The following is a 13,020-nucleotide window of genomic DNA, read 5'->3' as shown; positions in this document are numbered from 1 at the left end:
ATGCGCAGATCGTTTGCAAACATTGCGCAAAAAGTGATTTGTGCTGGAAAGTGCGCAAGAAGTTGCGCAGATTTGGCAATTGTTCTGATAATTTGACTTAGCGATCGCCAGAGTCTGTCATGCTGATAGGTGAGGGCGATTGATCATTCACTCTAGCGGCGAGAAACTTGAATTGTTGCCGATGCAATAATTTTCACATCAACTTTTTAACTATTGCGCAGGGTCAGCGATCCATCGTGAACTTGCCAACGCCATCACCCGGCCCTCTTCTGAATAACCCTATCGCTGCACTGTGCCCTGTCCAACCCACAAAAAAAAACGCTTGCCGAACGTCGACAAGCGTCAATAAACATCAGGTCTTAAAGACTAGGGGTGGTGCCTCACTCAACGTAATGTCCGAAACGTTTCATGAAATAGTCTTCATGTCATGGTGGACGATAGGCACCGATAAGGGCTCTGCGTCATTCCCAGGGTTATGAAGCCGAAGCAAACATAGAAAATGGAATGAGCATCTACGGTGAGCATTCTGCATCAACCGTGCCACTCTTGCCATAGTGATTAATCTTAAAGGCCAAACCACTAATAATTATTTGAAAAACAATAAGATTTAATACTGAGTCTGTCATGCCGTCGCTGCTGACTCTATCCCAAGGCGTAAAAGCAAAAACGCCAGCCTGTCACCTGTGAGAGACAGTCTGGCATTGATTATAAATAAGCATGGATAATCAATGTGTTATCCGTCTTCTTTTGGCGACAGTTTGCGACTGGAACTGTCGCTAAAAGAAGACAGCCCCGAGATCACCACTTACGGCCAAAAACCAGGGCTTTGCGGTAAGAGACCGCCTTTATCTGCGACGGTCAACGGGGATGCCAGAAGGCCCCCTTTATCAGCCTCGTGGCTGCGGTGATCATGCTTCCTGCGACAGTTGCTCCAGGCTCTTGCGCGCCAGGCTGTACAGATAATGCGCCGTCGGGAACAGTACCCGGTCGTCCACCCGGAATTTAGGGTGATGCAGCGCGTACGGCCCGCCGGAGCCGACCATCATGAACGTACCCGGTAGCTGCTGCTGATAAAATGAAAAGTCTTCACCGATAGGACTGGCTTCTACCCGACGAGCCTCGAACCCCTCATCGCTGGCGACCTGCAGGGAAAATTCCACCCAACGAGGCGTATTGACGACTGACGGCGGCCCGGCGTGCCAGAGCAGTTCAATCTCCGCACCGTAGGTACTGGCGATACCCGCAATAATTTGCCGAAAACGCTGTTCAATCAGGTCGCGCGCTTCCGCACTAAAGGTCCGCACCGTGCCTTCCAGATAGGCCGTATCGGGGATGACGTTCCAGGTACTGCCGCTATGCACCTGCGTAATCGACACCACCGCGTTGTTGTCCGACGGTACATTACGGCTGATGATCGTTTGCACCGCGCCGATCAGCTGTCCCACAATCACGATCGGATCATTACCTTCGTGCGGTTTGGCCGCGTGACACCCTTTGGCGGCGATCTTGACTTCAAAACGATCGACGCCCGCGGTCAGTGCGCCATCCTTCCCCCCGATCACGCCGACCGGCAGCGTTGGATCATTGTGGATCCCAAAAATCGCCGTCGCTCCGTCCAGCGCGCCGGTAGCGATGACGTCAGGCGCCCCTAATCCGGTCTCTTCCGCTGCCTGAAACAGAATGCGCACCCGGCCTTTTAGCTCGGACTCTGCCCGTTTCAGCAATATCGCCGCGCCCAGCGCCGCCGACGTATGAAAATCGTGCCCGCAGGCGTGCATCACGCCCTGGTGGTGAGAGCTGAACGCGACGCCGGACTCTTCTTCAATCGGCAAGGCATCAATATCCGCGCGCACCACGACCATCGGCTCCGCCTCGGGGCTGCCGATCTCTGCCACCAGCCCGGTTTTCAGCGGCAGGTCGAGGATGCGAATGCCCTCTTTTTCCAGCTCGGAGCGGATTTTACGGGTGGTTTCGAACTCCTGATGAGACAGTTCGGGATACTGGTGCATATCGTGGCGGAACGCCTGAACATACTGCGCCAAAGGTTCATGCTGAGGGTTCACTCTCATATGGGAAACTCCTAACGGTGACGCCGTCGGACAACGCCGGGCGTAACAAAAGTGAGAATCGATCAGATCACAGACTCTGTCGATTCCTGAATCGTCGGTAACGGCCGCAGGGGGCGCTGCGTCTGCAGGTTGTCGGCAAAACTGATGACCTGTTCCCCCGGTCCCTGCTCCACAAGGCGGTCGTCAGCCATGACAATCACCTGAACCGCCACCGCTTTAGGCAAACGGCCTCTCGTGGGTGAAATCGCCATTGTGGTGTCTTTTTTCGCCAGCAGCTCAATGGACTGCAGCACTTAATGCACCCGCTCTGGGTCCAGCGTGTGTTCGCCGATGATAATCGTGCCTGCTTGCGGCGACTCCAGCAAGTTCATCCAGCGTAGCCGCGGCGACTTCCCGAGCCGTACGACCCAATAATCGCCACCACGTTCCTCTTCGCGACGTCGAGACTGATGTCGTTATGCGCCGCGCGATCGCCGAAGCGTTTGATCAGATGTTGAGTGTGGATCAAATTCGCTCCTTATCGCTGACGCAACTGGCTTATTATCTTCTTCAGCCGCGCATAAACGAGGATCCGCAACCAGTACACCAGCCGACCTCCAAAACGTTTCGAAGAAACGCCGCGACTCGGCGGCAATCATCTTGCCCTCGGTAAGCAATTCGGAGACGCGTAGCGCGACTTACCCCCTGCACCTGTTCCGTCAGTCAATTACGTTCAGACCCTACCTCACGCATGTCGGCGGCGCCGAAATTGTTTCCAATCAGAAGAAGATCAATTAGGTGAGAAGCCATAGGTTACTCTTCGCGTCGAGTTCAACCAGGTTTTGGTCAGGCCGGAAAAAGGAGGAAAGACTGCTGAAAACAGCGTATTAGCTTAAAAATATAGCACACTGAATCAGTGGGACATATACCGTATGAGACTAAGATAGAACAGCAATAAAAAATCTTAAAAGACTTAATAATCAATACAAAAAGCAAAATCCACATAAAATACAGGGTTGAAATGTCGTCACATATCATGGATAAAAAACCATCATTTAGTTAGCGAATTATTCATCGCTACCTATAATTAACGTTACTGCCTTAATTTGATGGATCAGCTAAAGGAGCTAACGGGCGCAGCAGCAACTCAGCGCCAAATGGATTCCAAATGATTTCTTAAAAGGAGGAGCGGTACGATGACAGATAAGGCACCAGAACCCCCTTTACGCTTAGATGCTTATGCATTTTTCATCGATCTCGACGGTACGCTGGCCGAAATTCAGCCCACCCCCGAACAGGTGGTCGTCCCACCCGAGATTTGCAATACGCTGCGTACCCTGTTTACCGGTAACGATGGCGCGCTGGCGTTAATCTCTGGACGTCCCATCGCAGAGCTGGACGCGCTGGTCGCCCCGCTCATCTTGCCCGCAGCAGGGATCCACGGCGCGGAACGACGCGAAATCAGCGGGCAACGTCATGATACGCGCCTTCCCGCCAATATCGTCGGCCCTTTGCAGGAAGCGCTAACCGCCGCGCTGGCCGCGCTTCCCGGCTGCCGACTGGAAAACAAAGGCGCGTCCTTCGCGTTGCACTACCGTCAGGCCCCAGATTATAAGCCGGAGGTCACCGCGCTGGCTGAGTCGCTATGTGAGCGCTATCCGCAGCTGACCGTACAAACCGGCAAATGCGTGGTGGAACTGAAACCACGTGGGGCAAACAAGGGCGCCGCCATCAAAACCTTCATGGAATCTTCGCCTTTCGCCGGACGCACTCCGCTTTTCATCGGCGACGATACCACCGACGAAGCTGGCTTCCGTCAGGTGAACGCCCTCGGCGGCATTTCCGTCAAAGTCGGCCCAGGGCCCAGCGAAGCGCGCTACCGACTCGCCAACGTGGCAGCGGTCCATCTTTGGCTCACACAGCAGCAGGCCATGTATGAAAACAAAATTTCAATGGTAAGGAGCTAAAGCTATGAGTCGATTAGTCGTCATATCAAATAGAATTGCCGCCCCCGATAGCAAGAGACAGAGCGCCGGCGGTCTTGCTGTCGGCATATTGGATGCGCTCAAAAGCAGCGGCGGGCTTTGGTACGGTTGGAACGGAGACATCAGCGACGATCCGTTGCCTCTGAGGATCCAGAAAAACGACGGCATCACCTACGCCTCGTTTAACCTAAGCCATACAGATTACGAAGAGTATTACTGCCAGTTCTCCAATACCGTTCTCTGGCCCGCCTTCCACTATCGTCTCGATTTGGTGTCGTACGACCGCAGCGCGTGGGAAGGCTATTGCCGCGTCAATACGCTGCTGGCGGAACGCCTGCAACCGCTGGTGAAAGAGGACGATATTCTGTGGGTTCACGACTACCATCTGCTGCCGTTCGGCGCCGCATGTCGTCAATTGGGCTTGAACAATCGGATGGGCTTTTTCCTGCATATCCCTTTCCCGGCGCCGGATATCTTCAACGCGCTGCCGCCCTGCGAGGAATTGCTGGAAAAACTGTGTGAGTATGACCTGCTGGGATTCCAGACCGAACATGACCGTCAGGCGTTTCTCGAAAGCCTGTCCCTGCTGACGCCCGTTAAAACCGTCGGCGAACAGACTTACAGCGCGTTCGGCAACCTGTTCCGCACCGAGGTGTATCCTATCGGGATCGAACCGGAGAGCATCCGCAAAATGGCGGAGGGTCCGCTGCCCGCCAAGCTGGAAGAGGCCCGTCGCGGCCTGGTGAATTTGAAGAACGTCATCGCGGTAGAGCGTTTAGACTACTCCAAGGGGCTGCCCGAACGCTTCCTGGCCTTCGAGTCATTGCTGGAGCACTATCCACAGCATCGCGGTCACGTCCGCTATACGCAGATCGCCCCGACTTCGCGCGGCGACGTGCAGGCCTATCAGGACATCCGCCATCAGCTGGAAACCGAGGCTGGGCGCATCAATAGCCGCTACGGCACGCTGAACTGGACGCCGCTGTACTACCTCAATCAGCACTTTGAACGCCGACTGCTGATGAAGATTTTCCGCTACACCGAGGTCGGACTGGTCACGCCGCTACGCGACGGCATGAATCTGGTCGCCAAGGAGTACGTCGCCTCACAGGATCCAAACGATCCGGGCGTGCTCATTCTGTCTAAATTCGCCGGCGCCGCGAATGAACTGACCTCCGCGCTGATCGTCAATCCGTACGATCGCGATCAGGTCGCCAGCGCGCTGGATCAAGCGTTAACGATGCCGCTGGCGGAGAGGATCGCCCGTCACAGCGACATGATGGCGGTGATCAACCGCAATGACATCAGCCACTGGCGTCAGTCCTTCTTGTCCGATTTGAAAGCGGTCGATCTTTGCCGGGAGCAGCACAGCCTCGAAAAAAAAATAGCGACCTTCCCCCGGCAGGCGTAACGCCGCGGGGGCATCGCAGTCCGGCTCACCGCTGAGACGAGCGTGCGGGCAAAACGACGGCTCGCGGGTGGCAGATCGTGACGAGCGATGTCACTGGCCGCAGTTTTGACATCCTCAGATAGAGGTTATGAAGAGAAGTTGAGGATTTATTTCGTCGCTTTTCTGAATTGGCCGCATCGGGGTGAAAATTCATTTTTACATAGAAAACAGAGGATTGCGTCAAAATATCCCATACCGAATTACTGACAATCCCGGGACGAAGAGGTTAACGGTGATTTAGGGCAAGGTGACTGTCAAAAGCAGAGATGAATCTTATGATTTAACCGTGTGCCTACCGTATACGATACGTACTGATCGTGGGCGACACCACTATCAGCCGCCAACCCCCTGAGTCGCAGTTTCAGCACGTTTATTGGGGTAATTCCATACGGTCATTGGAAAGAGGAAGCGCCTTCTCTTCCACACTTAAACAGTAGCCGACCGAGCGCTGTGTCTTGATGAGCGGCTGCGCGAAACCCTTGTCGATTTTAGCGCGCAGCTTGGACATATGAACGTCGATAAGATTAGTCTGCGGGTTGAAATGATACCCCCATACTCGCTCTAACAGCTGCATTCGGCTGAACACTTTGCCGGGGGATTCCATCAGAATTATCAGCAGCTTAATTTCCTTGTCGGTCAGCTCAATGCGTTTCCCATCTCGCCATACGGTGCGTTGCAGACAGTCGACCTTCAGATCGAAAAAAGTCAGTACGGAACTGGACTCAGTACGTCGACGAGCGCGTCCGACCATGATATTCAGCCGTAAGCGCAGCTCGTCAAAATTGAAGGGTTTTCCCAAGTAGTCTTCCGCGCCCAGCTCAAGCCCCATCACGCGGTCAACGTCGCGGTCCAGCGTGGAAAGCAGCATGATGGGAGGGTGTGGCCGATCTTTGAGTTCGCGCAGCACGGTAAAGCCGTCCATCACCGGCAACATGCGGTCAAGCAGGACAACGTCGTAAACCTCTTGCTGTATCGCTTTTAATGCATTGCCGCCGTCATGAACGATACGGCAAGAGTGGCCGTGAGCGTGTAGTTTTTCGCAGAGCCAGTGACAATGAACAGAATCGTCGTCAACCACAAGAATACGCATGCAAATCCCCTGAAACCCAAGTGCATGTGGGGTTAGCGCTTTTTTGAACACCGGGTGAAGTGATTCAGCAAGCTTAAACATGACCTTATAATTTTCATGAAGATAGGAGGTCTTGGTCAAAAGGCGCCCCTATCCCTTCTCAGATAATAACAATCATTATCATTTTTAAGCAAGAATTTACTTAGCTTGCAATCTATTAAAAACCATAGAAAAGTGCTCGTTCGCGTAAAGAACAACGTGATTTATCACTAGGCCGAGCGACGATGGGGCGAAAAGAGTGGATTATTTCTTTGCGCCGTTGGTCTCACTGCTCCGGTGAGGCGGTGGCGAGCACATTAACAAAATTTAATGAATTTTGGCCCTTTTCAGAGCCTTTACCGACACAATGTCGGATTTTCTACTGATATACGTCAACTTTCCCATCGAGCGGCTGTATTATGCTTTTCCTCCATCTCCGGAGATAAATGATTTCTATTTTCATTTACATTCAAGAGTGACCGGCAGATTTACAGAGGAACACGCCATCTATGTCTCTTGATCTTTCACCTTTTTTCGCAGCTGAACACGGACTTCCCTTTAGCGGTCGCTGGGCCACCATGCCCTGGCGCCAGCAAAGACCACTTCCTTCTGGGGAAATCGATGCCGCCTGGCAGGGGTTGCTGAGTACCACTCAGACCGGCAACAAGCGCTTGCTGTATGTGCATATTCCGTTCTGCGCCACGCAGTGCAAATTTTGCGGTTTTTACCAGAACAAGCAAGATGAGCAAGCTATCGCGCGTTATTGCGACATGCTAATGCGAGAACTGGACCTGGAAGCGGACAGTCCGCTGCACCAGTCTTCACCAATCCACGCTATCTATCTGGGCGGAGGCACCCCCTCGGCGCTGACGGCCCGACAGCTTCACCAGATTATCAGCACACTGCGTAAGCAGCTGCCGCTGGCGTCGGATTGCGAAATCACCGTCGAAGGGCGCATCTTCAACTTCGACGATGAGCGCATTGACGCCTGTCTGGAAGCCGGAGCCAACCGCTTTTCTATCGGCATTCAGACCTTCGAGACACGCGTCCGTCAGCGGCTGGGGCGCCGGGCCAACCGGGAAGAAGCGATGGCATTTATCCGCAAACTGGCTGAACGCGACCGCGCGGCCATCATTTGCGATCTGATGTTTGGCCTGCCGGATCAGACGGTAGAAAGCTGGCGGGAAGATTTGGCGATCGTACGCGATCTACCGCTGGACGGGGTCGATCTCTACGCCCTGAACCTGCTGCCCAATACCCTGCTGGCGAAAGCCGTCGAAAATCAGCGGGTAACGCTGCCCGACGTGAGCCTGTGCCGCGAGCTTTACCTGATCGGGGAGCAATTCCTGGCGGATGAAAACTGGCGTCAGCTTAGTAACAGTCATTGGTCTCGCCACACCCGTGAACGCAATCTGTACAATCTGCTCATCAAACAGGGCGCGGACTATCTTGCGCTCGGCAGCGGCGCGGGGGGAAGTCTGCGCGGGCAGTCTTACATGATGGCGCGTCATCTGGACGACTATTACCGGGCGATCGGCGAAGGCCGTAAACCCATTGCCATGATGACGCCCCAAAGCGATCAGTACCGCTGGCGGTTGGATCTGCAGGGCGGCATCGATGCCGGATATTACGATCTGGCGCGTGTGCTGGACGATCCCACGCCTTTGCTGCCGCTGTTGCAACAATGGCAACTATGCGGTCTGCTGCGGTTGAACGGCGCGCGTTTTCATCTCACGGCGGACGGACGTTTCTGGGCAAGCAATCTACTGCAGGCTTTGCAAACGTTAATCCCGCCGTTACTGTTACCACAGGCAGCGGCTTAACAGATGAAACATTTGGATGTCGCGATGGGCAAATCGTGTAGCGAAACAGGAAACGAACTGATGGAAAAACATCCGTGGCTGATTTTTGGCGGGGCGAGCGGCGTCGGCCGGGCGCTGGTGGCGCTGGGGTTGCAGGAGTCGCGCGCCATTACCGCGCTGGTCCGCAACGCCGAGCAGGCACAGGCGCTGCGTGAGTGTGGCGCCACGGTAGTAGAAGGGGATGCGCTGGATGCGCGCAGCGTCCAGACCGCCTGCGAAACTGCGGGTCCGCAGGCGCGGATCGTTTCCACGCTGGGCAGCGCGGAGGCCGACTACGCCGGTAATCGGCTTATCATCGATAGCGCGGAGCGCTACGGTATCGGCCACATGGTGCTGGTTACGTCCATTGGCTGCGGGGAAAGCTGGCATTTGCTGTCGCCGAAAGCGCGGGAGATCTTCGGCCACGCTGTTCGGGAAAAATCGTTAGCGGAAAGCTGGCTGAAGACCAGCCGATTGAACGGATGCATACTCCGACCCGGCGGTCTCAAGTCCGGGTCAGGAACCGGCCTGTCCATCCGGGTACAAGAGGAAGCTTTCGGGTTGATCCATCGGGAAGATGTAGCTCGCCAGATCCAGCAGGTCATTGATGATGACGCCGTCTATGGGAAGACTTACTTTCTTATCGATCCGACGCTGACGCAGTCGACACAGTTTTAGTATATAGGGGAATGCCTGCACGGCATCCCCTTTCGCCTTATTGGCAAAAAGAGCCAACATTCACACGCGGCAGCCTGATACCGGCGGCACACAAAATTGATATAGCGGAATAACGGAACCGATTATGTTTTTTATACGGCACTACGATCCTGTACAGGGTCATCCCATTTTGAAAAATGATTTCTCGGGGAAAAATAATTAAGCAATGAAATGACGTCCCTTACTGTCGAAAGTTATTATTGCCATTATGTTAATCATCACAAATCAATACTATTTTTATAATCATTTAAACGCGTCGTCGTGATGACTTCTCCATAGAAATAGAATAATAAGAGAGTTCGTGCGGCACGATGCCTTAATAGGTTGAAATAAAAAATGGTTTGTTTTTGTTATTCGTAGATGAAGTTCCTTTTCATACGCAGAAAGTTTTTCTGGGCAAGGCACTTTTCATCCTCCGAAAGTGTTGCTCGCGCGAATAGCCCATAGCCATTGGCGATGTCTCGCTGAATTACATCTCGCCGGCTAAAAGCCGTCCCGGTATTCAGATAGTCATCCAGAAGCCGGAAAGCAATCAAGTAGGACTCGCCCTTGACCGCCCATATCGACGGCAGGTTCCAAAGGTTGAGCAACGCCTCCTGTGCGATAAGAGACAGCGTATCGCGAACCCCATCAAGATAATGTAACGTGGCGCCCGCCGCTCGTTCTAGCTTCCGGTTCTCGCCCGTTGCGGCGGCCTGCTCGATGGCATACTGGCCCGATGCGTAGGGCAGCATGGCGAAATGCGCGTTAACGACGCGGCCGTCAAAAAAAGTCATCCAACGCGTATCCAATGCGAAATCCCGAAACACGATGGCGCCTTTGCGCCCACGTTGCGCGTAACGCGACAGGACGTTTTGCAGACACATTTCATCAAAGTGGCGCGCCTCGATGATATTTTCCGCACTGAGTATGTGGTGTGAGGGCACGCCATAACGTTCAGCTAAATAAATCTCAGCAGGACTTAACGTTCCATAGGCTTCTTCAAGCAAACAAATATCGTTCTCGTCAATAAATTCTTTTTTTGATAATAATGAATGAACGCTATCAAGGATTGCTTTATTTAATTGACGCGGATTCTTTACCACCCACAAGATTTTCCTATGCCGCATTCGTTCATATAAAAAGCTAAAGTGAAAGCGTGTTTCCGTCAAACATGAAATCATTCTTATTCTCCTTAATAAATGAAAAATCCCTTTTATTGATTGATAACTATGCTAAATAAAGAGGAAGAATAAATTATTACCGATGGAAAACTGTCGCTGACTTAAGATGAGGTTGACACTAACATCTTCCTCATTCAACTGTTTTATTATCATGAAACTATCACGGCATAAAATAAGGAGATATTTCCGAAATAAAGTTATCGAGATAAGTAAAGAGACTATATCTATAGATAGGTGTATTGGCATTCAATAACGAAGGATGGTTTCTGAGATGATTATTTCAGCCATACCCGAGAAGGAAGATGAAGTGGATAGTCCCTCTGTGTAGTCTTGTCCTGAATAGGGTTGATACCTAGGACGTAAACTAGCCTGCCAAAAACAACTCTGGCAGCGTGGTGAAGAGGAAGAAGTAAGCCGGGAAAATGAGTGAGACGTCGGCAGATCGCTCGCATGACACGAGACCAAACAACAGACGAAAAAAAACCGCCGGTGAAATTCACCAACGGTTTCTTTATGGCCCTGTCTACTACGCAAACAAGACCCTGAGAATAGTGGTCGGCGAGAGAGGATTCGAACCTCCGACCCACTGGTCCCAAACCAGTTGCGCTACCAAGCTGCGCTACTCGCCGACGGGTGATGCTGTACTACTACTTCATGATGTCACTGACATCTGAGCTTGTGTGGTGCGAAGAGAGGGACTTGAACCCTCACGTCCGTTAAGACACTAACACCTGAAGCTAGCGCGTCTACCAATTCCGCCACCTTCGCATGTCACAAACTTTAGAAATTGGGGTGGCTAATGGGACTCGAACCCACGACAACTGGAATCACAATCCAGGGCTCTACCAACTGAGCTATAGCCACCATATTACCACTTCTTTACTACGTTTCCGGTACTCACTTCTCACGGAGTCATTAAGTACCTCCGCAGCTCCCGCACTACATTCATATAAATGCTTCGAATGGTGCGCCCGACAGGATTCGAACCTGAGACCTCTGCCTCCGGAGGGCAGCGCTCTATCCAGCTGAGCTACGGGCGCGTAGCGCCGTTGCGGGTGGGGATACTACGGATTTAATAGAAGCCTGTCTAGTGCTTTTTCGTAGAAAGAGCGCGTTTGCTTACGCTTTGCTCATTTCCCTTAAAATCATCGACTCTACCGCTTTCCCACCCGCTGTTTACGGGTGATTATTTCACTTCAGCCTGCTTTTTACCCAGACCGAGAACCGCATAAATCATGCTGACGAAGGCCAGGAATATCAAACCCACGATCAGCGACAGACGGGTATCTGCATTGATGTACATCCCAACCAATACGCAGAGCAGGAACGCCATCGTCAGATAGTTAACCCACGGGAACAGGATTGACTTGAAGGGGTGACCTGCAATGGCAGCCTGATGTTTGCGACGGAAACGCAGCTGGCTGACCAGGACCACAAACCACGGCACCATGCCCGGCAGAACGCTTGCGCTATACACGTAGACGAAGACTTTTTCCGGATTAGGAATGAGGTAGTTCAGGGCCGACCCGGCGATCAGGCACAGGATAGAGACCATTACGCCCGCCGCAGGTACGCCGCTGGCGGTGACTTTGCCCAAGGCTGCCGGTAACTGACGGTTTTTGGACAGGGAGAAGAGCATACGCCCACAGCTATACATGCCGCTGTTGCAGCCGGACAGCGCTGCGGTCAGCACGACGAAGTTGATGATACCTGCCGCCGCCGTGATACCGATTTTGGCAAAGGTCAATACGAAGGGGCTGCCGGTAGTGCCGATTTCGTTCCATGGGAAGATAGTGATGATGACGAAAATCGCGCCCACGTAGAAGATCAGGATACGCCACAGGATATTATTGATGGCACGTTTCAACGTCACCTGCGGGTTTTTGGCTTCGCCTGCCGTAATACCCACCAGTTCCACGCCCTGATACGAGGCAACCACCAGGCACAGTGCGAACAATAGTCCTTTCCAGCCGCCGGCCAGGAAGCCGCCATGTGCCGTCAGGTTAGCAAAACCGATTGCTTCGCCGTGGTTGCCCAGTCCGAAGAAAATCACGCCCGCGCCGACCACAATCATCACGATAATGGTGGTGATTTTGATCATCGCGAACCAGAATTCGATTTCACCGTACAAGCGCACCGCCGCCAGATTGGCGCCCGCCACCAGCACGACGGCCGCTATCGCCGGTATCCACTGGGGAAGTTCCGGGAACCAGAACTGGACGTAAACGCCTATCGCCGTGATTTCCGAGATACCGACGGCCATCCACATGAACCAGTAGCTCCAGGCGGTGAGATAGCCGAAAAAGGGATTGAGATAATTGTGAGCATATACGGCGAACGAACCGGCCACCGGTTCGAGAAACAGCATTTCGCCCATCGAACGCATAATGAAGAACACAAAAAGGCCAGCTACGATATACGCCAGCAGGACGGAAGGACCGGCCCACTTCAGCGCGCTCGCCGCGCCCATAAACAAACCGACGCCGATGGTGCCCCCAAGCGCGATCAGTTCAATATGTCTTGCCTCCAGACCCCGGTGGAGCTGATCTTCTTTGACTTTTTTTGTCATAAATCCTCTATCATTCCATGTTGTGTTTGTTTCTGCCGAGTTAATGAATTGTTTTATTTCGCCGGCAACGGTCAACGGTACCTCTCGCGCAAAAAAACGCCGCCCGAAACAGGGCGCCGGAAAAGATACAGCAATGCTG

10 protein-coding genes and 4 tRNA genes are annotated in these 13,020 nt (G+C 53.0%); 4 read left to right on the top strand and 10 right to left on the bottom strand.

Translation table 11 applies throughout. The features are described from left to right. Positions 1-908 precede the first annotated feature (908 nt). From BLU64_RS16120 to BLU64_RS17690, 3 genes are all read right to left on the bottom strand, one after another. A complete protein-coding gene (locus BLU64_RS16120; RefSeq protein WP_026743709.1) occupies positions 909-2,069 on the bottom strand; it encodes an amidohydrolase in 1,161 nt (386 codons plus the stop codon). Positions 2,070-2,131: 62 nt separating this feature from the next. Then, positions 2,132-2,362: a hypothetical protein gene (locus BLU64_RS17695; protein WP_026743710.1), complete on the bottom strand. Its 231-nt coding sequence runs from the start codon at positions 2,360-2,362 to the stop codon at positions 2,132-2,134. A gap of 74 nt (positions 2,363-2,436) precedes the next feature. Beyond that, positions 2,437-2,577 carry a hypothetical protein gene (locus tag BLU64_RS17690; protein ID WP_235195119.1) on the bottom strand — a complete coding sequence of 47 codons (141 nt, stop codon included), beginning with the start codon at positions 2,575-2,577 and terminating at the stop codon, positions 2,437-2,439. 667 nt (positions 2,578-3,244) lie between these two features. Here BLU64_RS17690 and otsB point away from each other — a divergent pair. Both otsB and otsA read left to right on the top strand, forming a co-directional pair. Next, positions 3,245-4,015: a trehalose-phosphatase gene (otsB, locus tag BLU64_RS16110; RefSeq protein ID WP_074729387.1), complete on the top strand. Its 771-nt coding sequence runs from the start codon at positions 3,245-3,247 to the stop codon at positions 4,013-4,015. Positions 4,016-4,019: 4 nt separating this feature from the next. Further along, a complete protein-coding gene (gene otsA, locus BLU64_RS16105) occupies positions 4,020-5,444 on the top strand; it encodes an alpha,alpha-trehalose-phosphate synthase (protein WP_026743712.1) in 1,425 nt (474 codons plus the stop codon). Positions 5,445-5,853: 409 nt separating this feature from the next. Here the strand turns inward: otsA and BLU64_RS16100 are convergent, their stop codons facing one another. Further along, positions 5,854-6,573: a response regulator transcription factor gene (locus BLU64_RS16100; protein WP_051625576.1), complete on the bottom strand. Its 720-nt coding sequence runs from the start codon at positions 6,571-6,573 to the stop codon at positions 5,854-5,856. Positions 6,574-7,100: 527 nt separating this feature from the next. Between BLU64_RS16100 and hutW the strand changes: the two genes are divergently transcribed. Beyond that, on the top strand, positions 7,101-8,414 hold the full coding sequence (gene hutW / locus BLU64_RS16095) for a heme anaerobic degradation radical SAM methyltransferase ChuW/HutW (protein ID WP_026743713.1): 1,314 nt from the start codon (positions 7,101-7,103) through the stop codon (positions 8,412-8,414). 60 nt (positions 8,415-8,474) lie between these two features. Further along, a complete protein-coding gene (locus tag BLU64_RS16090) occupies positions 8,475-9,110 on the top strand; it encodes an SDR family oxidoreductase (protein WP_036153438.1) in 636 nt (211 codons plus the stop codon). Between the two features lie 389 nt (positions 9,111-9,499). Here the strand turns inward: BLU64_RS16090 and BLU64_RS16085 are convergent, their stop codons facing one another. The 6 genes from BLU64_RS16085 to thrP form a co-directional block, all read right to left on the bottom strand. Beyond that, positions 9,500-10,312: a hypothetical protein gene (locus BLU64_RS16085; protein WP_074729385.1), complete on the bottom strand. Its 813-nt coding sequence runs from the start codon at positions 10,310-10,312 to the stop codon at positions 9,500-9,502. Between the two features lie 552 nt (positions 10,313-10,864). After that, a tRNA-Pro gene (locus BLU64_RS16080) sits at positions 10,865-10,941 on the bottom strand. Between the two features lie 52 nt (positions 10,942-10,993). Then, a tRNA-Leu gene (locus BLU64_RS16075) sits at positions 10,994-11,080 on the bottom strand. A gap of 20 nt (positions 11,081-11,100) precedes the next feature. Beyond that, positions 11,101-11,176: transfer RNA gene (locus BLU64_RS16070), tRNA-His, on the bottom strand. A 99-nt stretch (positions 11,177-11,275) separates the two neighbouring features. Continuing rightward, positions 11,276-11,352 (bottom strand) — tRNA-Arg (locus BLU64_RS16065). A gap of 146 nt (positions 11,353-11,498) precedes the next feature. Next, positions 11,499-12,881, bottom strand: coding sequence for a bifunctional threonine/serine APC transporter ThrP (thrP, locus tag BLU64_RS16060; RefSeq protein WP_026743716.1), 1,383 nt, complete (start codon positions 12,879-12,881; stop codon positions 11,499-11,501). Positions 12,882-13,020: the final 139 nt, after the last annotated feature.

This window comes from Lonsdalea quercina (assembly GCF_900107885.1).
GTDB lineage: Bacteria > Pseudomonadota > Gammaproteobacteria > Enterobacterales > Enterobacteriaceae > Lonsdalea > Lonsdalea quercina.
This window is presented reverse-complemented; position numbering and strand designations above follow the sequence as displayed.

Excerpts from the sequence above, each read along its gene's own strand:
- BLU64_RS16090 (WP_036153438.1), top strand. The coding sequence starts at position 8,475 with ATGGAAAAACATCCGTGGCTGATTTTTGGCGGGGCGAGCGGCGTCGGC.
- BLU64_RS16120 (WP_026743709.1), bottom strand. The coding sequence starts at position 2,069 with ATGAGAGTGAACCCTCAGCATGAACCTTTGGCGCAGTATGTTCAGGCG.
- thrP (WP_026743716.1), bottom strand. The coding sequence starts at position 12,881 with ATGACAAAAAAAGTCAAAGAAGATCAGCTCCACCGGGGTCTGGAGGCA.
- BLU64_RS16100 (WP_051625576.1), bottom strand. The coding sequence starts at position 6,573 with ATGCGTATTCTTGTGGTTGACGACGATTCTGTTCATTGTCACTGGCTC.
- hutW (WP_026743713.1), top strand. The coding sequence starts at position 7,101 with ATGTCTCTTGATCTTTCACCTTTTTTCGCAGCTGAACACGGACTTCCC.
- BLU64_RS16085 (WP_074729385.1), bottom strand. The coding sequence starts at position 10,312 with ATGATTTCATGTTTGACGGAAACACGCTTTCACTTTAGCTTTTTATAT.
- otsA (WP_026743712.1), top strand. The coding sequence starts at position 4,020 with ATGAGTCGATTAGTCGTCATATCAAATAGAATTGCCGCCCCCGATAGC.
- otsB (WP_074729387.1), top strand. The coding sequence starts at position 3,245 with ATGACAGATAAGGCACCAGAACCCCCTTTACGCTTAGATGCTTATGCA.